We start from the raw sequence: 22,832 nt of genomic DNA, 5'->3' as shown, positions 1-22,832 counted from the left end.
CTTAATAGACGTCTCGCCGATAGCGGCCAGCAGCGTCGAGCTGGTCGAGTTGTTGCTGGCCCAGGGCGGCAACCAGGGCGTCGTGTACGCCGCCCGCCATTCCCTGCAGGCTGCCGCACACGTAAATGGCCGCGCCCTGGGCGACCCAGTCGCGCAGCGGTGTTTCGCGCGCGGCAAGCACGTGCTGGACGTAGCGCAGCGCCCCGCCGTCGCGCGAGAAGGCCAAATCCAGCTGCGCCAAGGCGCCGCTGCGCTGCCATTCTTCGATCTCATGCTGGAACAGGTAGTCGTGCTGCGCGTTGCGTTCGCCAAACACCAGCCAGGTGCGCGCCGCGCCGCTTGCCACGCGGCTTTTCAGGTGGGCCCGCAGGCCCGCGATGCCAGTGCCGTTCCCGATCAGGATCATCGGGCGCTGTGCATTGGCGCCGGCGTGAAAGCGCTTGTGTTCGCGCAGGCGCAGGGCGATGGTGTCATTCTTGCCGGCCTGGGTGCACAGCCAGCCGGAGGCGGCGCCTTCGCTGCCGTCTTCATGCAGGTGCAGGCGCACCAGCAGTTCAATGCTGCCGTCGGCCGGCAGCGATGCAATCGAATATTCGCGCGGATAATCGGGCGCCGCTGGTGCGCTTACCTGCACCAGGTCGCCCGCCTGCCAGGCCGGCAGCGCACCGTCCAGCGCTTGCAGCGACAGCAAGTACGCGGGTGCGCCCGCGCTGCCTGCGTTGAGCACCCGCCGCGCGGCGATGCGCCACTGTCCGTATTGCGGCGCGCTCCAGTCGGGCGCGTCGCTGGTGCCTGCCAGGTGGCTCAGGTGATGCTGCCAGGCTTGCAGCGCGGCCGGCGCCACGCGGTCCGCTTCGATCCGCGCGAACAGCGACCGGGCGCCGCGTGCGCCCAGCGCCGCGTCCATGCTACGGCCAAAGCCGCAGAAGTGCGCATAGCTGGTGTCGCCCAATGCCAGTACGCCGTAGTGCAGCCGCGACAAGTCTGCGGTGCTGCTTGCGAGCATGCGGGCAAAGCGCGCGCCGCTGTCGGGCGCATCGCCCTCGCCGTAGGTGCTGACGATGAACAGGATGCGTGGCGCGGCCAGCAGTTCGGTCTCGCCGATGTCGTCCATGCTCGCCACTTGCACGGTCAGGCCGCCAGTGGCCAGCGTGGCGCGCGTGCGCTCGGCCAAAAATTCGCAGGTGCCGGTCTGGCTTGCGTGCACCACCAGCCAGTCGGCCTGGCCTGCGGGGGCAGCGGCGCGTCGTTTTCCGCGCAAGGTCGCCACGCAGACACCCGCGTAGGCAAACAGCATGGCGCCAGCCAGGGCCCAGCGCGCCGGATCAATGTTGATCATTGCAGCATCGCCTTGAAGGCGGTGGTGCTCACTTCTTCCAGTCCGCTTGGTCCGCGCAGCAGGAAGCGTGCCGCCAGCCGGTGCTGTTCGGCGAAATGCATGCGGGCTTCCACGCCGAGCGCGGACAAAGCGGTGGACAAGGCGTCGGCCGCCATACAGGACTGGTGCAGCACGGTGACCGATGCGATGTTGTTCTCAATAGGGTAGCCGGTGCGCGGGTCGAGCGTGTGCGAGGCGCGGGCGCCGCGATGCTGGTAGTGGCGCCGGTAGTCGCCGGAAGTGGCCACCGCGAGCCCGTGCAAGGCGACCACGGTCGACGCCTGTTCGCCCGCGTCGGGCACGCCTTCGAGCGTGACCCACCACGGCTGGCCGTCCGGCTTCACGCCAGCGCCGCGCAGTTCGCCGCCCACTTCCACCAGATAGTGGTGCACGCCGCGCAGCTCGAGGCTGGCGGCCAGCTGGTCGACCGCATATCCTTTGGCTACCGATGACAGGTCGATCTGGACGCCGCCCGGCTGCAGCACGCGGCGCGCCGCAGCTTCAACTGCAAGGCGCGAACGGTCCTGGCGCGCCATGATGGCCGTGATTTCACTGTCGGACGGCGGGTGAAAATCGGGTTCGTCGTAGCGCCCGTGCGCGCCAAAGCCCCAGCAATTGACCAGCGCGCCGCTGCACGGATCGTAAGCGCCGCCGCTGGCGTCGGCCACCTCCAGCGCATAGCTGAGCACTTCGTAAAATGCGCACGGCAACTGGTGCCAGGAGCCGGCAGGCGCGCTGTTGAAGCGGCTCAGGTCCGAGTCGCTCTCCCAGTGGCTCATTTGCGCGACCACGATGTCGAGCTGGCGCTGCAGTTGTGCGGCGAGGGCGCCGACGTTGGCCGCCTGCTCGCCCGGCGCGAGCACGGCGCGCGCGCTCCACGAGGTGCCCATGGTGCTGCCGGCCGCGCCATACACGGCGCTGCCCAGCGCCATCTGGCCGGGCGAGAGCGATGTGGGAACGAGGACGCGGCGCACGGTGCTCTTTACTCCGGCAGGATTTCGAGCGTGGCAGCGTAGCTGAAGCGGCGCGTGTCGGCCGGTCCCGTCTCTGGCATGCCTTTTTCCATGGCCGGCGGGTAAGCGGCGTGCAGCCAGTACATGCCGGCCGCCGGCAGCTTGATCGAGCTCTCGCCCTTGGCATCGGTGACTAGGCGCTGCTCGCCGAGCACGCCGCGATAGCGCACGCCGCCTGGCGTGAAGCTGAAGGCAAAGTTGGGCAGCGGTTTGCCATCGAGCTGGAAGCGCCAGGTCGCCTTTTCGCCGCTGCGCATCTCGGTCGGGTGCGTGACGGGCACCATTTCCAGTCCCACGCCGGACGGCTTGAGCGCGCCGCTGCTGGCGCGGTTGGCGGTGACGAAAGTCTCCAGCCGGTTGTGCGAGCGCATCGTGCGCACTTCAGTTGCGCCAGCCGGAATGGCCTTGGCCAGTTCCGCTTCGGCGCCGCGGAAACGCTTGGTCTCCGTGCCGCCGGCTTCCTTGTAGCTGGCCATGACGGCACTCGTTACCAGGCTCACTTTATAGGTGCCGTTCTTGGTCAGCTTGAGGTCGAAGCTGCTGCGCTGCTTGCCCATCAGCGGCGTGGGAACGGGGGTTGCGGCGCCATCCGGATCGGTGACCATGGCCGCGTCGAGCTTGAGGGCCTGGTGGTCGATGTCGAACAAGCCTTCGGACACGGCGCCGTCAATCGTCACCCATGGCTCCTTGCCTTCGGCGTTGGTCTGCTGTGGCAGCAGCCATGGACGGTGCGCGCTGGCCTGCAGCGACAGTGTGGCCAGCGCGAGCGCCAGCAGGGTCTTGCCGAGGTATCGAATGGTCATGGCTGAGGCCTTAAGGGTTGATCTGAAGTGTGACAGCGCCCAGTTCTTCCTGGCCGCGCGCGGTGAGCGTTTGCTTGCCGGACAGCGGCAGCTTGAACGGCACGCGCACCAGTTCGCGCCCGCCCGCTTCGCGCGCCGCCTCGATGACCAGTTGGTAGTCGCCGGCGGGCAGCTTGTCGATCTGGTTGAGGGCAGGGCCAAAGCTCATTTTTTGCTCCCCCGTGGCGCGCGTGGCGCCGCTCACGCCGTCCATCGGCAGCGTCATGTCGCGCCCGCTCTTGCGCCAGAAGGTGCGCAAGTCCTTGACCCATTTGGCGCCGCCGTTTTCCTTCTTTTTAACGTCGTACAGCACGGCCAGGTTGGTCACGGCCGGCTTGCCGGCGCTTTCCAGCCACATGGCGACATACGGGCGGTGGTACTCGGCCACGTTCAGTTGCGGGATCTCGAACTTGACTGCCAGCTCGGCGCCGACGGCCCAGCTGCTTAGCATCGGAAGGCCCAAGGCCAGCGTGTGGTGTAGTTTCATAGGTCAGCTTAATGAGTAAATAGGAGGGCGAGCAGCACTGGCACCAGGATGCCAAGGCCGATCACAGGCCAGGTGGAGGGCCGGTTGGCCGCATGCAGTTTCATGATCAAAAATCCGGTGATGGCAAACACCAGGCAGGCAATGGCGAAGATGTCGATGAACCAGCTCCAGACGGCGCCGGTATTGCGCCCCTTGTGCAGGTCGTTCAGCCATGAGATGGCGCCGCGGTCGGTCTTTTCGTATTCGGCGGCGCCGTCGGCGGCGATGCGCAGCCAGGCGTCGCCGCCGGGACGCGGCAGCGGCACGTAGGCTTCGCCATCTTCCCATTCCGCAGGCACGCCGGCCACGTCGATGTTGAAGCTTTTCCTGGCCCATGCCGCCACGTCCGGGGGCAGCGCTTGTTTGGCCGCGCCGCCAGCCAACTGGGCAAGCAGCGTGGCGGGCAGGGCCGCCTTGCGATTGACAACCTGCGGCTTGGCCTCGATTTGCGAGGCGTGATTGAGCGTAAAGCCGGTGACGGCGAACATCAACAGTCCGAGCAGGCACAGCGCTGCACTAATCCAATGCCAGCGGTGCAGGTTCTTGAGCCAAACCGCGCGGCTGGCGCTGGGGACGGACGACATCGTGGCCTTTGAATCATGAGTGGATGCAAATGATAACTATTATCATTTGATGAGTCAACATGAAAGAATGTAAATTTCTGTTGCCAAATAGCGCTTGCCATCAGTAATAAGAATGATTATCATTCGCGTTCAATGATTTTTAGCCAGCCAAGCCGCGCAGCCCAGCCAGCCAGTTCCATCATCCGATTCGCTGGGAGAACACCTTGTCTTATATCCGCAACCGCAAGCACCTATCCGCACGCCCCTCGCTCGCCCCCTCGTCCTTGGCCTACTCCTTCATTGCGCTCGCCGCGCTTGGTGCTCCGCTGCTCGCCCAGGCCCAGGTCCATGCTCAAAGCGCCGGCGCCGAAACGCGGATGCCGGAAACCACCGTCACCGCCACTGCCGACGTACCTTACAAGGCTAACAAGGTATCCTCACCCAAGTTGACCCAGCCACTGCTCGACACGACCCAGACCATTTCGGTCATCAAGAAGGAACTGATTGCCGAGCAGGGCGCTTCGTCAATTGTCGATGCCTTGCGCAACACGCCCGGCATTACGCTGCAAATGGGCGAAAACGGCAACACCAGCGCCGGCGACACCTTCCAGATGCGCGGGTTTGCCACCCAGTCGTCGATTTTCGTCGACGGCGTGCGCGACCTCGGCGCCGTCACGCGCGACGCCTTCAATATTGAACAGATCGAAGTATCCAAAGGCCCCGCCGGAGCCGACATTGGCCGCGGCGCCGCGTCCGGCTATATCAACCTGGCCTCCAAGAACGCCCAGACGGACGACTTCAACACGGGTACCGCCAGCATCAACAGCGCCAGCAACAAGCGCATCACGGCCGATGTCAATCGGTCCCTCGGCGCGACCAGCGCACTGCGCTTGAACGTGATGGCGCAAGATGGCGGCGTCACGGGGCGCGACCATCTCAAGAACTCCGAGCTCGGCATTGCGCCTTCGCTGGCGCTGGGTCTGGGCACGCCCACCCGCGTGTCGCTGCAATCGCAGCACATCCGCCAGGACAAGCTGCCCGACGGCGGCATTCCCAGTATCGGCCTGAAGGGCTTTTATAACGGGGACGCAGCGGTACGCGCCGGCGCGCGCGTCGACTCGCACAATTTTTACGGCATTGACAGCGATTTTGAAAAGGTGCATGCCGATATGCTGACCGTGAAGGTTGAGCACGACCTGGCCGGTGGCAGCAAACTGTCGAACGTTTCCCGCTACGGCAAGTCCAACATTGATCGCATTCTGACCGGCATGAATGCCATTACCGCCACCGCCGGCAGCGCGCCGTCCACCTGGACCATCGCGCGAACGCGCCAGTCGGTACTGCAAGATAACGAGATCCTTGCCAATCAGACCAACCTGGTGACTGAATTCACGCTAGGCGGCGTGGCGCATACCGTTTCGAGCGGCCTTGAATTCATGTCGGAAAAGCAGAATGCGTTTGGGCGCAGCGGCCTTGGCATCGTCAACGGCAACAATACTGCCAATTTGTACAAGCCGGGCGTCAACGATGCCGTCACCGCGCTTGCGCCCGTACTCAATGGCGTCTACACGCGCGGCGCGACGACCACTGCGGCAGCGTACGCGTTCGACACCGTCAAGCTGAGCGAGAAGTTCCACCTCAACGGCGGCCTGCGGGTGGAGCACTACAACACCGAGGCCAATTCGGCCTCCCTGTCCACGGCCACCAGCCACCCGAGCCTGCCGGTGGGGACCGTCGTCGCTGCGCCTTATCTGAAAGATTCGGGCAAGCTGGTCAGCTGGAAGGCCGGCGCGCTGTACAAACCGGTGCCCGAAGGCAGCATCTATGCAGCGTTCGCCACGTCAAAAACACCGCCTGGCAGCAGCAACTTTGCGCTTAGTGCAAGCGCCGGCAATGTCAACGCGCCGAACATGGTTCCGCAAACCACGCGCAACGTTGAAATCGGCACCAAGTGGGACGTGTTGGGCAAGACGTTGGCCAAGACGCTGGCACTGACGGCGGCTGTCTATCGCACGGAAAACCTGAATGAAATCAGCTTGCTCGATGCGCCGACAAATACCTATTCGCAGCTGGGCAAGCGCCGCGTGCAGGGCCTGGAACTGGGCATGGTCGGGCAGTTCACCCGCAATTGGCAGGTCACGGCGGGCGTGGCGACAATGAAGAACAAGATCGTCGAAGGCACCACCGGCGCCAATGCAGCCGGCGCGCAGGTGCGCTGGTCGCCGGACGTCACCGCCACCGTCTGGTCGAGCTACAAGGTCAACGACAAGCTCACTGTCGGCGGTGGCGCCCGCTACGTGTCGGAGCAAAAGCGCTTGATCGACCCAACCCTGAATGCCGCGACGCAAAACGTGCCGCAGGTGGACGGTTACGCGGTGGCCGACGCGGTGCTGTCGTACAAGGTGAGCAAGCATGTCAGCTTGCAGCTCAATGTCTACAACCTGTTCGACAAGTTCTATGTCAATTCACTGAACAATGGCGGTTCGCGCTTCACGCTCGGCCCGAAGCGATTTTCACAATTGTCTGCCAGCATCGCATTCTGATAAGCTTGTGGTAGCGAGGGATTGGCTGCACCAATCCTTCCTTCATGCGACAGCGCCGTTTCCTTCAAAAATGGAGGCCCGGCGCTTTTTTTGGTTGCCGCCGTACGTACATTTTCTGCAAACTACGCTCTGATGAATCCAGCAATTCGCACCCCACTGATTTTTGCGGCGTTCGCCGCGCTGAGCGCCGGCACGGTGGCCAACGCGCAAACGCCGGCAGTGACCACGCCTGCGGCCAAGCCCGCCAAGCCAGCGGTGGCGCCCGTCGTCACGGTCGAGGGCGAGCGCCCGACCAATCGCATCGACCGCCAGGTCTACGACGTCAAGTCCGATGCCGCCACGACCAATAATTCTGCCGCCGATGCCTTGAGCAACGTGCCGTCCGTCACGGTGGACCCGGACGGCACGGTCAGCCTGCGCGGCAGCACCAATGTGCAGATTTTGGTCGATGGCAAGCCATCGGCCATGCTCCAGGGCGACAGCCGTGGCGCGGCCCTGAATGCCATGCCGTCGCAGGATATCGAATCGATCGAAGTGATCAACAATCCCGGCGCGCAATTTGGCAACGAAGGCGGCGGTGGGCCGATCCTTAACCTGGTCATGCGGCGCAACCGCACGCCGGGCGGCCTGGGCGTGCTCAACGCCAACGTTGGTCCTGACGGGCGCGCCAACACGGCGCTGTCGGGCAGCTATCAGCAAGGCAAGCTGGGCTTCCAGGGCGGCTTGCACTTTCGCCGCGACGGGCGCAATAGCGAGGGGGAATCGACGCGCGAGCGGACCGATCCGCGCAGCGGCCTGCTGACGTCCAGCAGCCAGCGATCAGAGTCGACCGGGCTGAATAATTCTGCCGGTTTCAATGCGGGCTTGACCTACAACCTGGACGCCAAGACCGTGCTGGGCGCGCAAGCGAGTCTGATGCGCCGGGACAACGACCAGCGCACCATGGATCACTACACCAGCACCTCAAACGGGCTCGCACCCCCACTCGACTACCAGCGCAGCGCTCAGCGCGGCGGCGACAGTGCAAACGCCAGCTGGGGCGTGCGACTGGAACGCAAGGGCAGTGTGCCCGGCGAAACTTTCAAAATGGATTTGCGCGTCTCCTCGTCGGACAACAGTGCCGACAGCGCGTTTCGCAATACCTACGCAACGAGCAGCCTGCCCGAGCGGCGCAGCCGCCAGAACAATGTTACCGGCAGCAAGGTCGCCGATTTCACGGGCGACTACGAGCGCCCGGTCGACAAGGGCATTGTCAAGCTGGGCTACAAACTGTCGGACATGCAGAACAGCTTTGGCACGCTGTATGCCGAAACCGACCCGGCGAGCGGCATGGAACGTTTCGTGGCCGCGCGCAGCAATGAATTCCGGGTCGACGAGACCAATCTGGCGCTGTACGGTTCGTACCAGCGGCGCCTGAACGAGCGCTGGGGCGTGCTCGGCGGCTTGCGCGTGGAGCATACGGCGGTCGACGTGCATCAGCTGACCAGCGCAATCGAGGCGAGCAACAGCTACACCAACTATATTCCCAGCATGTACGTGAGTTACAAGGCATCTGAGGATGGCAACTTGCGGCTGAGCTATTCGCACCGCATCCGCCGGCCCAACGGCAATGACTTGAACCCCTACGTGGTCTACCGGGACGAACTCAATGTGTCGGCCGGTAACCCTATGCTGCGTCCGTCGCAGTCCGATTCGCTGGAACTCGGCTACGAAACGCGCTTCGGCATTGTCGAAACCAGCCTGCGCGGCTACCTGCGCAAGGAGCGCGATTCCATCTCCGAGCGCAGCTACTTCATCAGCGACACCGTGCTGCTGACCACGCGCGACAATGCGGGCGAGAGCCGCGCCGGCGGCGTCGAGTTTTCATTGAGCGGCAAACTCAGTCCGACGCTGTCGTTCAATACCAGCGGCAACCTGGCGCGCGCCGAACAGCGCAGCTTCGACAGCACCGGCGCGGCGCTGGTGCGCCAGAGCAGCTCGCTGAGCGGGCGCGCACGGGTCAGTTATCAGCCCACACCCAAGGACCAGCTGCAGTTCAGCGTGAACGCGCAGGGCAAGACGCTGACCGGGCAGGGCTTTCGCGAGCCGTCCGCCACGGCCAACCTGAGCCTGCGCCACGCACTCACGCCGCGCCTGAACCTGGTCATGAACGTGACCGACCTGTTTGACTCGAACAAAATCTCGACCGTCATCGACACGCCGCTGCTGCGGGAAATCAGCGAGCGTCGCGTGGATGGCCGCTTGCTGTATGTGGGCTTGTCGTACCGTTTTGGCGGGGTGACGGGCGGCGCTGACCGCCAGCCGGGCGCGCGCCGCGAGGGCCGCCCGCGGCCTCCTGGCGCCGGCGAGGGGCGCGGCGAGCGCGGGCCGGAGCAGGGCGGCGAGTAGCACCTGCCCAGTCAACATTGGCAGTGCGATCACGAATGCTTGGTGATCGCCAACATGTGATCGCACGCGAGGAAAACATGATCGCTGACTTTTTTCACGATTGCTGATGTTGCGTTACAATGTCGTGCGCTATTCTCATGTGCTTTTCAAAGAATCTCGCAAGCAACAAAAGTCCTTCCCCACAACTTGATGTGCAATCCGCTAACCGGTCAGGCCGTGTCGCGGAAGGTTAGATTAACCCGCCAAACTCGCGAAGCGCGAAGAAAGGTGAGCAAGATGATGCAACAATACACTGCCAACTCCTATTTGTTCGGCGGTAATGCGCCCTACGTTGAAGAGTTGTATGAAGCCTACCTGGACAATCCAGGATCTGTGCCCGACAACTGGCGCGCGTACTTCGACTCCATGCAGAATGTCCCCGCTGTCGACGGCTCGAACAAGCCCGACGTCGTGCATTCGTCCGTCATTGCATCGTTCGCCGAGCGCGCCAAGGCCGGCCCGATCCGCGTCGTCACCGCCTCGACCGACCCGGACATGGGCCGCAAGCGCGTCGCCGTCACCCAGCTGATCGCCGCCTACCGCTACCTCGGTTCCCAGTGGGCCAACCTGGACCCGCTGCAGCGCCAGGAGCGCCCCACGATTCCTGAACTCGATCCATCGTTCTACGGCTTCAATGACGCCGACATGGACATCGTGTTCAACATCAGCAACACCTATTTCGGCCCCGAGACGTGCTCGCTGCGCGACCTGCTCAACATGCTGCGCGATACCTACTGCCGTTCGATCGGCGCCGAATTCATGTACATCGGCGACCCGGCAGAAAAACGCTGGCTGCAGGAAAAGCTCGAGTCGATCCGCTCCACGCCAAGTTTTACCGCTGAAAAGAAAACCCACATCCTCGACCGCCTGACCGCGGCCGAAGGCCTCGAGCGCTACCTGCACACCAAGTACGTGGGCGCCAAGCGCTTCTCGCTCGAAGGCTCCGAGTCGTTCATCGCCTCGATCGACGAAACCATCCAGCGCGCTGGCGAAAAAGGCGTGCAGGAGATCGTCATCGGCATGGCCCACCGCGGCCGCCTGAACGTATTGGTCAACACCCTGGGCAAGTCGCCGCAGGAACTGTTCGAAGAATTCGAAGGCAAGCACGGCGACGACCTGCCGTCGGGCGACGTCAAGTATCACCAAGGTTTTTCGTCCGATATCTCGACCGTCGGCGGTCCGGTTCACCTGTCGCTCGCGTTCAACCCGTCCCACCTCGAGATCGTCAACCCGGTGGTTGAAGGCTCGGTCAAGGCGCGCATGGAACGCCGCGGCGACAAGGAAGGCGCGCAAGTACTGCCGATCCTGGTCCACGGCGACGCTGCTTTCGCCGGCCAGGGCGTGGTCATGGAAACGCTGAACCTTGCGCAAACCCGCGGCTACGGCACGGGCGGCACGATGCACATCGTGATCAACAACCAGATCGGCTTTACCACGTCGGACCCGCGCGACGCGCGCTCCACGCTGTACTGCTCGGACGTGGTCAAGATGATCGAAGCGCCCGTGCTGCACGTGAACGGCGACGATCCTGAAGCGGTGGTACTGGCTACGCAAATTGCGCTCGACTACCGCATGCAGTTCAAGAAGGATGTTGTGGTCGACATCATCTGCTACCGCAAGCTCGGTCACAACGAGCAGGACACCCCGGCGCTGACGCAGCCGCTGATGTACAAGAAAATCGCCCAGCATCCGGGCACCCGCAAGCTGTATGCGGACAAGCTGGGCGCGCAGGGCACGCTGCCGCTGGACGCGGGCGACAAGATGGTGGCGGCCTTTCGCGACGCCATGGACGCCGGCAAGCACACGGTCGACCCGGTCATTTCCAATTTCAAGAACAAGTACGCGGTCGACTGGCTGCCGTTCCTGAACCGCAAGTGGACCGACTCGGCCGACACCGCCGTGCCGATGACGGAACTCAAACGCCTGGCCACCCGCATCACCACCGTGCCGGACGACTTTAAGGTCCACTCGCTGGTCGAAAAAGTGCTGGCTGACCGCGCCTCGATGGGCCGCGGCGAATTGAACCTGGACTGGGGCATGGGCGAGCACCTCGCCTACGCGTCGCTGGTGTCGTCCGGCTACGCGATCCGCCTGTCGGGCCAGGATGCCGGGCGCGGAACGTTCACCCACCGCCACGCCGTACTGCACGACCAGAACCGCGAGCGCTGGGATTCGGGCACCTATGTCCCGCTGTGCAATGTGTCGGAGTCGCAGGCGCCGTTCACGGTCATCGATTCGGTCCTGTCCGAAGAAGCCGTGCTGGCCTTTGAGTACGGCTACTCGACCGCCGAGCCAAACACGCTGACCATCTGGGAAGCGCAGTTCGGCGACTTTGCCAACGGCGCGCAAGTGGTCATCGACCAGTTCATCGCGTCGGGCGAAGTGAAATGGGGCCGCGCCTCGGGCCTGGTGATGATGCTGCCGCACGGTTACGAAGGCCAGGGTCCCGAGCACTCCTCCGCGCGTCCCGAGCGTTTCTTGCAGCTGTGCGCAGACAACAACATGCAAGTGGTGCAGCCGACCACGGGCGCACAGATCTTCCACCTGCTGCGCCGCCAGATGGTGCGCCAGTTCCGCAAGCCTTTGGTGATTTTGACGCCGAAGTCGCTGTTGCGTAACAAGGATGCCAGTTCGCCGCTGCAGGAATTGGCCAAGGGCGCGTTCCAGACCGTGATTGGCGAGATGGACGAGAAAATCGACGCCAAGAAGGTCAAGCGCGTGATCGCTTGCTCGGGCAAGGTCTATTACGACCTGGTCAACAGCCGCAAGACGCGTGGCGTTAGCGACGTTGCCATCATCCGTATCGAACAGTTGTATCCGTTCCCGCACAAGTCGTTCGCGGCAGAACTGAAGAAGTTCCCGAACTTCACCGAACTGGTATGGACGCAGGATGAACCGCAAAATCAGGGACCTTGGTTCCAGATCCAGCACAACATCTTTGAAAGTTTGGAATCGGGCCAGCGCCTGGCGTATGCGGGCCGTCCGGCTTCTGCGTCGCCTGCCGTCGGCTACGGCGACAAGCACAACGCGCAGCAGAAGGAATTGCTGGACACCGCGTTTTCGAAGCTCAAGGGTTTCATCCTCACCAAATAACTGATGCGCTCGCGCCTCGCCAGGAGCGGGGCGCCGCTAATAACAAGATACGGAGTTTTACATGGCACAAATCGAAGTCAAGGTCCCAGTGTTGTCTGAGTCGGTCGCTGAAGCGACCCTGCTTTCATGGCATAAAAAAGTCGGCGAGCCGGTCGCGCGCGACGAAAACCTGATCGACATCGAAACCGACAAGGTGGTCCTGGAACTGCCGGCGCCAAACGCCGGCGTGATCATCCAGATCCTCAAGACCGACGGCAGCACCGTCATGGCCGGCGAAGTGATCGCCATCATCGACACCGAAGGCACCGCCAAGGTCAGCCCGCTGGAAGTGTCGAGCGCGCCGGTGCAGGTGGAAGCGCCCGCCGCTGCCGCTGCAGCCCCGGCCGCAGGGACCAAGGGCGATATCGCCATGCCTGCCGCCGCCAAAATCCTGGCCGACAACAACATGACGACGTCGAACGTGACCGGCACCGGCAAAGACGGCCGCGTGACCAAGGGCGACGTGCTGGGCGCAGTGGCGGCTGGCGTGAAGCCTGCAGCGCCGGCGCCACTGGCCCCGGCCGCCGCCAAGCCTGCGCTGCAGCAGGTGGCCGCCCCAGCGATCAACTTTGGCGAGCGTCCGGAAGAGCGCGTGCCGATGAGCCGCCTGCGCGCCCGCATTGCCGAGCGCCTGGTAATGTCGCAGTCGACCAACGCGATTCTGACCACGTTCAATGAAGTGAACATGCAGCCGGTGATCGACCTGCGCAACAAGTACAAGGACAAGTTCGAGAAAGAGCACGGCGTCAAGCTGGGTTTCATGTCGTTCTTCGTCAAGGCCGCCGTCGCCGCGCTCAAGAAGTACCCGATCATCAATGCCTCGGTCGACGGCAACGACATTGTTTACCACGGCTACTTCGACATCGGTATCGCGGTTGGTTCGCCGCGCGGCCTGGTGGTGCCTATCTTGCGCAATGCCGACCAGATGTCGATCGCCGAAATCGAAAAGAAGATCGGTGAATTCGGCAACAAGGCCAAGGAAGGCAAGCTGACGCTGGAAGACCTGACCGGCGGCACGTTCTCGATCTCGAACGGCGGCACTTTCGGCTCCATGCTCTCGACGCCGATCATTAACCCGCCGCAGTCGGCCATCCTGGGCGTGCACGCGACCAAGGACCGCGCCGTGGTCGAAAACGGCCTGGTCGTGGTGCGTCCGATGAACTACCTGGCGATGTCGTACGACCACCGCATCATCGACGGGCGCGAAGCGGTCCTCGGCCTGGTGGCGATGAAGGAAACGCTGGAAGACCCGGCGCGTCTGCTGCTGGATCTGTAACCGGGAGGCGCGCTGCCTGCGGCGTGCCCTTGCTGATTTATGTGAATGAGGTGGCACCATGAATATCTCGGATGAAATCAAGCGTTTGCACGATCTGCACCAGGCCGGCGCGCTCAGCGCAGCCGAATACGAACAGGCCAAGGCCAAAGTACTGGCCTCCCAGGTCAACCTGGCCAAGCCATCGGCGGGCGACGACTTCGTCAGCGAAATAGCGCGCCTGCGCCGTTCGCGCAGCGACCGCACGCTTGGCGGCGTGTGCGGTGGCCTGGCGCGCGTCTCGGGCGTCGAGTCCTGGGTCTGGCGCCTGGTATTCGCGCTGTGCGTCATCTTTGCCGGTTTCGGCATCTTTATCTATCTGCTGATGTGGATATTCGTACCAGAAGAATAAAAGGAATACGTTCATGAGCACTCCAAAACAATTCGACGTCGTTGTCATCGGCGCCGGTCCGGGCGGTTATATCGCCGCCATTCGCGCAGCGCAGCTGGGCTTTTCGGTTGCCTGCATCGACGAATGGGCCAACGCCAAGGGCGGCCCTGCACCGGGCGGCACCTGCACCAACGTCGGTTGCATTCCATCGAAGGCGCTGCTGCAGTCGTCCGAGCATTTTGAGCATGCCGGCCATGCGTTCAAGGACCACGGCATCGACGTGGCCGGCTTGTCGCTGAACCTGCCGCAAATGTTGAAGCGCAAGGACGTGGTCGTCAAACAGAACAACGACGGTATCCTGTTCCTGCTCAAGAAAAACAAGGTCGCGTTTTTCCATGGTCGCGGCGCTTTCGGCGCGGCAGTGGAAGGCGGCTATACCATCAACGTTAGCGGTCCTACGACCGACACGCTGCAGACCAAGCACGTGATCGTGGCCACCGGCTCGAACGCGCGCGAATTGCCGGGCGCTCCGTTTGACGAAAAACTGATCCTGTCGAACACCGGCGCGCTGACGATCGAAGGCGTGCCGGCAAAGCTGGGCGTGATCGGCGCCGGCGTCATCGGCCTGGAAATGGGCAGTGTATGGCGCCGCCTGGGGGCGGAAGTGACGGTGCTCGAAGGGCTGCCTACGTTCCTGGGCGCGGTCGACGAGCAGATCGCCAAGGAAGCGTTCAAGCTGTTCACCAAGCAGGGCCTGGGCATCAACCTGGGCGTCAAGATCGGCAAGGTCACGCCCGGCAAGAAGGACGTTACCGTGGAATACACGGACGCCAAGGGCGAAGCCGTCAAAGCCGTTTTCGACAAGCTGATCATCTCGATCGGGCGCACGCCCAACACCAATGGCCTGAACGCCGAAGCCGTCGGGCTCAAGCTGGATGAGCGCGGCTTTATCGCCGTCGACGACGACTGCAAGACCAGCCTGGCGAACGTGTGGGCGGTGGGCGACGTGGTGCGCGGCCCGATGCTGGCGCACAAGGCCGAGGAAGAGGGCGTTGCCGTGGCCGAGCGTATCGCCGGCCAACATGGCCACACCAATTTCAATACCATTCCGTGGGTGATCTACACCTCGCCGGAAATCGCGTGGGTTGGCCAGACCGAGCAGCAGTTGAAGGCGTCCAGCGTGTCGTACAAGTCGGGCACCTTCCCGTTCATGGCGAACGGGCGCGCGCGGGCGCTGGGCGATACGTCCGGCATGGTCAAGTTTTTGGCCGATGCGACGACCGACGAAATTTTGGGCGTGCACATCATCGGGCCAATGGCTTCCGAGCTGATTTCGGAAGCGGTAGTGGCGATGGAGTTCCGCGCCTCGGCTGAAGATATCGCACGCATCTGCCACGCACACCCATCGTTGTCGGAAGCGACCAAGGAAGCGGCGCTGGCGATCGACAAGCGTTCGCTCAATTTCTAAGCGAAATACTTAGCACTACAATAGCAATTACATCGTCCTCGCGCAGGCGGGGACCCAAGGAACGGTTGGTCTGAGCAACCGTCCCCAGGGTCCCCGCGTGCGCGAGGACGAAGTTTTTGAGCCAACCGAGCCAGCAAGCAAATGAACGTCCAAGAGTTCTATCAACACGCGCTTTCCGAACGCGGTTTCACATCCGACGAAGCGCAGCAGCGCGCCGTCGACCGCCTGCAGCGCGCGTATGAAGAGTGGGTCCACTTCCGCGCGCAGCGCTCGTCCACCTTCAAGCGCCTGATCAACCGCCCGGACGTGCCGCGCGGGGTCTACCTGTGGGGCGGCGTCGGGCGCGGCAAGTCGTTTTTGATGGACAGCTTTTACTCCGTGGTACCGCTGGTGCGCAAAACACGCGTGCACTTCCACGAATTCATGCGCGACGTCCACCGCCAGCTCGACCATATGAAAGGCGTGGCCGATCCGCTCGACGATGTAGCCAAGAACATCGCCAAGAAATACCGCCTGATCTGCTTTGACGAGTTTCACGTCTCCGACATCGCCGACGCCATGATCCTGTACAACCTGCTCTCGGCGCTGTTCAGCCATGGCGTCTCGTTCATCATGACGTCCAACTACGATCCGGACCTGCTGTACCCGGAAGGGCTGCACCGCGACCGCATGCTGCCGACCATCGCGCTGCTCAAGGAAAAGCTCGACGTGATGAATGTCGACGCCGGCATCGACTACCGCAAGCGCGCGCTGGAACAGGTCGACAGCTACTACACGCCGCTTGGCGCTGCCGCCGATGCGGCCCTGCGCGCGGCGTACGCGAAAATCGCCGAGATTCATGACGAAAATCCGCTCTTGAAAATCGAAGGGCGCGAAATCCGCTGCCTGCGCCGCGCCGGCGGCATCATCTGGTTTGACTTCGCCACGCTGTGCGGTGGCCCGCGCTCGCAAAACGATTACCTGGAAATTGCGAGCCGCTTCCACACGGTGGTGCTCTCGGCGATACCGGCGATGTCGGCTGCGCAGTCGTCCGAGGCGCGCCGCTTTACGTGGCTGATCGACGTGTTCTACGACCACAAGGTCAAGCTCCTGATGTCGGCCCAGGTGCCGCCGGAAGCGCTGTACACCGAAGGTACGCTGTCGAACGAGTTTCACCGGACCGTCTCGCGTATCATTGAAATGCAGTCGCGCGAGTATATGGACGCGGAGCGCCGGGGCGCGGCCGAGGCGCTGGCCTGACCAGCAGACAAGCAAGAGGACACTATCATGATCACCGCATTTATCCGGCGCCTGGCGCTGCTTGCCGCCTTGGCCAGCCTTGGCGCCTGCACCACGGCACTGTTGCCCCCTGCCGTCGCACCGCTGGTAGCGCCTTCGGCGTCGGTGGCGCAGGCATCGCGCCGGCTCGACGAGGTGGCGCGCGAGCGCGCCGCCGCGGAGTCGGTGTTCGCGGCCAGCGAGCAGCTGTGCTATGCCAAGTTTTTTGTGAATAATTGCCTCGATGCGGTCAAGGAAAAGCGCCGCAGCCGGCTGGCGGTGCTGAGGGCCATTGAAGTCGAGGCCGAGCGCTACAAGCGCCAGGCTGCGGTCGATCAGCGCGACCGCGATGTGGCGCAGTCGGTCAAGGAGTTCGAGCAGGGCGAAGCGCGCATGGCGGCCCAGCCGGCGAGCGCGCCCCGCGTTGCTCCCGAGCGGACGGCGCCGGTGCCCAGGGCGATGCTCAAGGACCGCAGCGCCGAGCATGCGGCAAAGCAGGCCGAGCGCGTCGCGCAGCAACAGGCCGAAGCGCCGCAGCGCGCGGCGAACGCGAGGGCATTCGAGGAGCGGCGGTTAAAGGCGGAGCAGCGCAAGCGGGAGATTGAGGCGAAGCTTGCAGAGAAGGCGGCGAAAGCGGCAGCTGCGGCGAAATAGAACGCGGCAAAAAAGAATCAATGCAATGTACGCGATTCCCCGGCTGCACGAACATCGCGCTATGGCGTAACCGGAACCCCCAACATCATCGTCCTCGCGCACGCGGGGACCCATGGAACGCTCGCTCAGTTGAACCGTTCCATGGGTCCCCGCCTTTGCGAGGACGATGTGGCTCTGATGTGCTGTTGCACCTTGTGCGCCAGGCTCGCACGCGGGAATTCACTCAGACTGCGCGCCCCAGCTTTTGGACAGTGTAGTTTTTCACTTCCTTGGGCGGCTTGACGAACTTGACGATCGCCATTGTGCAATTGTCGCCCTTGCCCTGGGCCCGCTCGGTAGCCTTGTTGATCAACATTTCCGACGCCTGCCGCGGCGTGGTCTTGGTGGTGACCGCGCCCAGTTCGGTATCGGTGAAAAAATGCCACAAACCGTCGCTGCACAGCAAGAACGTGTCGCCGGCGACGATGTGTTCATGAAAACCAATCGTCGCGAAGGGTTCCTTGCGGCTGTTGCCCAGCACATTGACCAGCAATTTGGAGTGGCGGTGGTTCTTGGCTGCATCGGCCGGCAGCTTTTCGCTGCTGACCAGGTAGTCGATATAGTCGGCGTCGTTGGTGCGTACCAGGCACTGGCCCTTGACGAAACGGTACAGCCGCGAATCGCCCACATGCGCCCACACGGCGCGCCCGTCCGGCGTGATGATCAAACCCACGAAACTGCAATGCGACTCGACCTTGGTGGTAAACGCATTCATCTTGATGATCAAGTGCGTTTCGTGCACGATCTGGCGCAGCAGCTCGGCCAGCCGTTCAAGGGTGGGCGCGTCGCCCGGCTTGAATTCGTCAAACAACTGTTTGGCAGTGTGCAATACCTGTTCGGAGGCTGCCGATCCGCCCAGCACGCCGTCCGAGAGCACGGCCAGCACGTAGCCGGGCGCGCGCGCGCCGGTGAACAGGGCGGTGCGGTCGTTCTGCTGTGGGCGTCCGCCAATGTGCTGGGCGGTGCCGGCTTCTAACTTGTATTGGTTCATATCCGTAAGATGTGTCCTGGCTGCGTTACCATGTTGCTTTGTGGACTGGAGTTCAATCTATATTGGCTGCAACGTCGCCGTATATTAAACTATGCACCGGGCAGACTAAATGTTGCAAGCGGAAATCATTTTCCCGTGCACACTTTTTGTCACAAATTGTAATGCGCTTCCGGCTCCGCATCCATGCCGTCATCGAAATAAAACCGTACGGAATACCTTACCATGACAGATGTCCAAGAAATCCAGCGCCGCCTGATCGAACTCGACGTGGAACATCGCGACCTGGATGCTGTCATAGACATGCTGATTCTCGACGGGCACCACGACCAGTTGCAACTGCGCCGCCTCAAAAAGCGCAAGCTGCAGCTGAAAGACCATATCACCTTGTTGAAAATGCAATTGGTGCCGGATGTTCCGGCCTGACTCGTCTTCGCTTCACTACAAACGCCACCTTGACCGATCCTACTCCTGCGCCGGGCGCGCCGCCCTTGCCTGACGCCCCTGACGCCCCCGATGCCGCTGCCGACGCCGCCTTGCCGGCGCCGCCGGCCGGCAAATACGATGCCGACATCGACCGCCTGTTCAGCGCCGGCGGCCCGCTCGCGCCCGCCGTGGGCAGCTTTACGCCGCGCCGCTCGCAAACCGAAATGGCAAAAGCCATTGCCCAAGCCATCGCCGACCAGAAAACCCTGATCGCCGAAGCGGGCACCGGCACCGGCAAGACCTTCGCTTACCTGGTACCGGCACTGCTGTGGGGCGGCAAGACCATCGTCTCGACCGGCACCAAGAATTTGCAGGATCAGTTGTTTCTGCGCGACATACCGACCGTGCGCGCGGCGCTCAAGGCCCCGGTGTCGGTGGCGCTGCTCAAGGGCCGCTCCAACTACGTGTGCCATTACCATCTGGAACGCACGCTGCAAAACGGCCGCATGACCTCGCGCGAAGACGTGGGCAACCTGCGTGAAATTTCGCGCTTTATCAAGATGACCAATTCGGGCGACAAGGCCGAGCTGTCCAAGGTGCCCGAAAACGCGCTGATCTGGAACCTGGTCACGTCCACCCGCGACACCTGCATGGGCACCGAGTGCCAGTACTACCAGGATTGCTTCGTCATGAAGGCGCGCCGCGAAGCGCAGCAGGCCGACGTCGTGGTCGTCAACCACCACCTGTTTTTTGCCGACGTGGCGCTCAAGGATACCGGTGTGGCCGAGCTGCTGCCGTCGGCCAACACCATCATTTTCGACGAAGCGCACCAGTTGCCCGACACCGCCACGCTGTTCTTCGGCCAGACCGTGTCGACTTCGCAGATCCTGGAATTGTGCCGCGACGTGCTGGCCGAAGGCTTGGCGCATGCGCGCGGCGGGCCGGACTGGGCCAAGGTCGTCACCGTGCTCGAGAAAGCGGCGCGCGACCTGCGCTTGACCTTCCCGCAAGACATCATGCGCTTGTCGCTGGCCCAGATCATGCCGTCATCGGATTTTTTTCCGGCCCTGCAAACGCTTAAGGACAAGCTGGCCGAGATGATCGACGTGCTCGAAGAAAACGCGGCGCGCGCCGAAACCATCGAGCAGGTGCGGGTACGGGCGGTGGAACTGGCCGCCAGCCTGGACGGCTGGAAGCAGAGCGGCAAGGGCAAGCTGGTCGAGAACGACGAGGCCGTGCTGTGGGTGGAAGCGTTTTCGTCGTCGCTGCATTTGCACAAGACGCCGCTGTCGATCGCGCCCATCTTCACCAACCAGCGCGAAGGCACGCCGCGCAGCTGGATCTTTACCTCGGCCACGCTGGCGGTCAAAAACGACTTCAAGCATTTTTCCAACCAGATGGGGCTGGCCGGCGAGCCGGCGCAGACCTGGCCAAGTCCGTTCAACTATGAAGAGCAGGGTTTGCTGTACGTGCCCACCGGCCTGCCGGACCCGAACGCCTTCGGCTACACCGACGCCGTGGTCGACGCGGCGCTGCCGTGCATTGAAGCTGCCGGCGGGCGCACTTTTTTCCTGTGCACCACGATCCGCGCGGTCAAGCATGTGGCCGAGCGACTGCGCGATGAATTTTCCAAGCGGGGGCTTGATTATCCCTTGTTCGTACAAGGCGAGCGCGGGCGCACCGAGCTGCTCGACTCGTTCCGCAGGGCGGGCAACGCCGTGCTGGTGGGCAGCCAGAGTTTTTGGGAAGGCGTGGACGTGCGCGGCGACGCGCTCTCGCTCGTCATCATCGACAAGCTGCCGTTCGCGCCGCCCGACGACCCGGTGCTCGCCGCCCGCATCGAGGTAATGGAAAAGCAGGGCATGAACGGCTTCATGCACCACACCTTGCCCGAGACCATCATCAACCTGAAGCAGGGCGCCGGGCGCCTGATCCGCGACGAGACCGACCGCGGCGTGCTGATGATTTGCGACCCGCGCCTGATCACCAAGTCGTACGGCAAGCGGGTCTGGCAAAGCCTGCCCTCGTTCAAACGCACCCGCCTGGAAGCGGACGTGCTCGCGTTTTTCAAACCAGAAACCACGGCAGAGGATTGATCATGGCAGTGTTGAACAAATTGGTGCTGGCGGTGGCGCTCGGCGGCGCCTTCGCCGCTGCGGTTTCCCAAGCCGCATCCGGCGCCGAAATGGTCGCCGTCAAGGCGCAGCCCACGGCGGCCCAACGCCTGGCCGCGCTGGCCGTGCGCTATTACGACGAGATGGCGCGCTTCGAGCCGCTCAACGCCACCTTCTCGGGCGACAACCGCTTCGACGACCAGCTGCCGATGACGATCGACGCCGGCGTGCGTGCGCGCCAGTACGCGCTGCTGCACGATGTGCGCGACCAGCTCATGCGGATCGACCGCAGCAAGCTGTCGGCGCAAGACATGACGAGCTTCGACATGCTCGCTTTCACGGTCAATGAAGCGCTGCGCTTCGAGCCGTTCAAGGATCATCTGCTGCCGATGAACCAGATGGACAGCCTGCCGGTGATGCTGGCGAACCTTGGCGGTGGCGAAGGTTCGCAGCCCTTGACGAGCGTGGCGCAGTACCAGGCTTACCACAAGCGCATCGCCGCGCTGCCGCAGTGGATCGACACGGCCATTGCCAACATGCGCGAAGGGATGCAGGAAAATATCGTGCTGCCGCGCGCGCTGGTGCTGCCCATGCTCGCGCAGATCAAGGCGCTCGCCGGCGCCACGCCGGCCGCCAGCGACTTCAACGCGGCGCGCCGCCTGCCCGACACCTTTGACGCCGGTGAGAAAGCCGGCCTGAAGGGCGTTTTTCTCAATACCGTTTCCGGCCAGGTGCTGCCGTCGCTGCGCAAGCTGGCCAGGTTTCTGGAACACGACTACCTGCCGGCAGCGCGCAGCAGCGCCGGCTGGGGCGCGCTGCCCGGTGGCGCGCAATGGTATGGCGCCTACGTGGCGGCCCACACCACGACCACGCTCGGACCCGATGAAATCCACCGTATCGGCGTCGCCGAAGTGGCGCGCATCACGGCCGAACTGGCCCGGCTGGCGCCCAAGGTTGGCTACACGGGCGCGCCTGGCGCGTTGCCGCGCTGGATGGCCAGCCAGCCGCGCTACCGGCCCTTCAAGACCGATGAGCAAGTACTGCAAGCTTACCGCGACCTGCGCGCGCGTATCGAGCCCAAGCTGGGGCAGCTGTTCGCCACGCTGCCCAAGGCCCCGCTCGAAATCCGGCCCGAGCCGGCCCTGTCGCGCGAGAGCGCGTCCGATCACTACACCATGGCGGCAATGGATGGCGCGCGACCTGGCATTTTCTGGGCGGTGATTCCCGACCCGGCCCAGTATGGCAGCACCAAGATGACGGCCTTGTTCCTGCATGAAAGCCTGCCGGGCCACCACTTCCAGCTATCGAAGCAGCAAGAATTGGCGGTGCCGACGTTTCGCAAGGTGGCAAGCATCAATGCCTACGCCGAAGGCTGGGGCTTGTACGCCGAAACGCTGGGCCGCGAGATGGGCCTGTATGACGAGCCGAATGCCTATGCCGGCTTTCTCAGTATGGAATTGCGGCGCGCGGCGCGCCTGGTGGTTGATACCGGCTTGCACGCCAAGGGCTGGACGCGCGAGCAAACCATTCGCTACCTGGTTGATGAAGCGGGCGACACCGAGGACGATGCGCGCAATGCGACCGAGCGCTACATGGCCTGGCCGGGGCAGGCGCTGGGGTACAAGATTGGGGCGCTCAAGATCATGGAACTGCGCCAGCGCGCGGCGGCCAAGCTGGGCGCCAAATTCAGCCTGGCCAAGTTTCACGACGCCGTGCTGGCCGAGGGCAGCCTGCCGCTGGACTTGCTGGAAACCAAGATCGACGCGTGGATTGCCACGCAGGGCGGCGCGAAATAGCCGGCTCTGCTCTCCCATCTGCC

17 protein-coding genes are annotated in these 22,832 nt (G+C 63.4%); 11 read left to right on the top strand and 6 right to left on the bottom strand.

Translation table 11 applies throughout. From position 1 onward, the window contains the following. Position 1 precedes the first annotated feature (1 nt). From ACP7D4_RS12595 to ACP7D4_RS12575, 5 genes are read right to left on the bottom strand one after another with little or no spacing between them, the layout of a single operon-like run. Entirely contained in the window at positions 2–1,339 is a 1,338-nt protein-coding gene (locus ACP7D4_RS12595) for a sulfite reductase subunit alpha (RefSeq protein WP_426209385.1), read from the bottom strand. Then, positions 1,336–2,352 carry an FAD:protein FMN transferase gene (locus ACP7D4_RS12590; protein ID WP_426209383.1) on the bottom strand — a complete coding sequence of 339 codons (1,017 nt, stop codon included), beginning with the start codon at positions 2,350–2,352 and terminating at the stop codon, positions 1,336–1,338. Before ACP7D4_RS12590 ends, ACP7D4_RS12595 begins: the two co-directional genes overlap by 4 nt. An 8-nt stretch (positions 2,353–2,360) precedes the next feature. After that, complete coding sequence (locus tag ACP7D4_RS12585; protein WP_426209381.1) at positions 2,361–3,194, bottom strand: DUF4198 domain-containing protein; 834 nt, start codon at positions 3,192–3,194, stop codon at positions 2,361–2,363. Between the two features lie 10 nt (positions 3,195–3,204). Next, positions 3,205–3,720 carry a DUF2271 domain-containing protein gene (locus tag ACP7D4_RS12580; RefSeq protein WP_426209379.1) on the bottom strand — a complete coding sequence of 172 codons (516 nt, stop codon included), beginning with the start codon at positions 3,718–3,720 and terminating at the stop codon, positions 3,205–3,207. Positions 3,721–3,728: 8 nt separating this feature from the next. Beyond that, positions 3,729–4,343 carry a PepSY-associated TM helix domain-containing protein gene (locus ACP7D4_RS12575; RefSeq protein WP_426209377.1) on the bottom strand — a complete coding sequence of 205 codons (615 nt, stop codon included), beginning with the start codon at positions 4,341–4,343 and terminating at the stop codon, positions 3,729–3,731. A 203-nt stretch (positions 4,344–4,546) separates the two neighbouring features. Here ACP7D4_RS12575 and ACP7D4_RS12570 point away from each other — a divergent pair, with 203 nt between their 5' ends. The 8 genes from ACP7D4_RS12570 (at position 4,547) to ACP7D4_RS12535 (ending at position 17,446) form a co-directional block, all read left to right on the top strand. Then, the gene (locus tag ACP7D4_RS12570) at positions 4,547–6,865 is read left to right on the top strand and encodes a catecholate siderophore receptor Fiu (protein ID WP_426209376.1); all 2,319 of its coding nucleotides are present in this window, start codon (positions 4,547–4,549) and stop codon (positions 6,863–6,865) included. Between the two features lie 132 nt (positions 6,866–6,997). Continuing rightward, positions 6,998–9,253: a TonB-dependent receptor domain-containing protein gene (locus ACP7D4_RS12565; protein WP_426209375.1), complete on the top strand. Its 2,256-nt coding sequence runs from the start codon at positions 6,998–7,000 to the stop codon at positions 9,251–9,253. Between the two features lie 276 nt (positions 9,254–9,529). Continuing rightward, positions 9,530–12,385 carry a 2-oxoglutarate dehydrogenase E1 component gene (locus tag ACP7D4_RS12560; RefSeq protein ID WP_426102440.1) on the top strand — a complete coding sequence of 952 codons (2,856 nt, stop codon included), beginning with the start codon at positions 9,530–9,532 and terminating at the stop codon, positions 12,383–12,385. A 61-nt stretch (positions 12,386–12,446) separates the two neighbouring features. Further along, the gene (gene odhB, locus ACP7D4_RS12555) at positions 12,447–13,700 is read left to right on the top strand and encodes a 2-oxoglutarate dehydrogenase complex dihydrolipoyllysine-residue succinyltransferase (protein WP_426209373.1); all 1,254 of its coding nucleotides are present in this window, start codon (positions 12,447–12,449) and stop codon (positions 13,698–13,700) included. 58 nt (positions 13,701–13,758) lie between these two features. Beyond that, the gene (locus tag ACP7D4_RS12550; protein ID WP_426102444.1) at positions 13,759–14,088 is read left to right on the top strand and encodes a PspC domain-containing protein; all 330 of its coding nucleotides are present in this window, start codon (positions 13,759–13,761) and stop codon (positions 14,086–14,088) included. Between the two features lie 13 nt (positions 14,089–14,101). Continuing rightward, positions 14,102–15,535: a dihydrolipoyl dehydrogenase gene (gene lpdA / locus ACP7D4_RS12545; protein WP_426209372.1), complete on the top strand. Its 1,434-nt coding sequence runs from the start codon at positions 14,102–14,104 to the stop codon at positions 15,533–15,535. Between the two features lie 141 nt (positions 15,536–15,676). After that, positions 15,677–16,774: a cell division protein ZapE gene (gene zapE / locus ACP7D4_RS12540; protein ID WP_426102448.1), complete on the top strand. Its 1,098-nt coding sequence runs from the start codon at positions 15,677–15,679 to the stop codon at positions 16,772–16,774. A 27-nt stretch (positions 16,775–16,801) separates the two neighbouring features. Next, positions 16,802–17,446 (top strand): hypothetical protein, encoded by a 645-nt coding sequence (locus ACP7D4_RS12535; protein ID WP_426209370.1) that lies wholly within the window; start codon positions 16,802–16,804, stop codon positions 17,444–17,446. Between the two features lie 223 nt (positions 17,447–17,669). Here the strand turns inward: ACP7D4_RS12535 and ACP7D4_RS12530 are convergent, their stop codons facing one another. Continuing rightward, positions 17,670–18,476 carry a PP2C family protein-serine/threonine phosphatase gene (locus tag ACP7D4_RS12530; protein ID WP_426102452.1) on the bottom strand — a complete coding sequence of 269 codons (807 nt, stop codon included), beginning with the start codon at positions 18,474–18,476 and terminating at the stop codon, positions 17,670–17,672. Positions 18,477–18,698: 222 nt separating this feature from the next. Between ACP7D4_RS12530 and ACP7D4_RS12525 the strand changes: the two genes are divergently transcribed. From ACP7D4_RS12525 to ACP7D4_RS12515, 3 genes are read left to right on the top strand one after another with little or no spacing between them, the layout of a single operon-like run. Beyond that, a complete protein-coding gene (locus ACP7D4_RS12525; RefSeq protein ID WP_073212909.1) occupies positions 18,699–18,899 on the top strand; it encodes a YdcH family protein in 201 nt (66 codons plus the stop codon). Positions 18,900–18,928: 29 nt separating this feature from the next. Further along, entirely contained in the window at positions 18,929–20,995 is a 2,067-nt protein-coding gene (locus ACP7D4_RS12520) for an ATP-dependent DNA helicase (RefSeq protein ID WP_426209368.1), read from the top strand. Between the two features lie 2 nt (positions 20,996–20,997). After that, positions 20,998–22,809 carry a DUF885 domain-containing protein gene (locus ACP7D4_RS12515; protein ID WP_426209367.1) on the top strand — a complete coding sequence of 604 codons (1,812 nt, stop codon included), beginning with the start codon at positions 20,998–21,000 and terminating at the stop codon, positions 22,807–22,809. The last annotated feature ends 23 nt before the right edge of the window (positions 22,810–22,832 follow it).

This window comes from Massilia sp. TWP1-3-3 (assembly GCF_049897805.1).
In the GTDB taxonomy this organism is placed as follows: domain Bacteria; phylum Pseudomonadota; class Gammaproteobacteria; order Burkholderiales; family Burkholderiaceae_D; genus Telluria_A.
The sequence above is the reverse complement of the archived record's forward strand: the minus strand, read 5'-3'. Positions and strand labels throughout refer to the sequence as shown.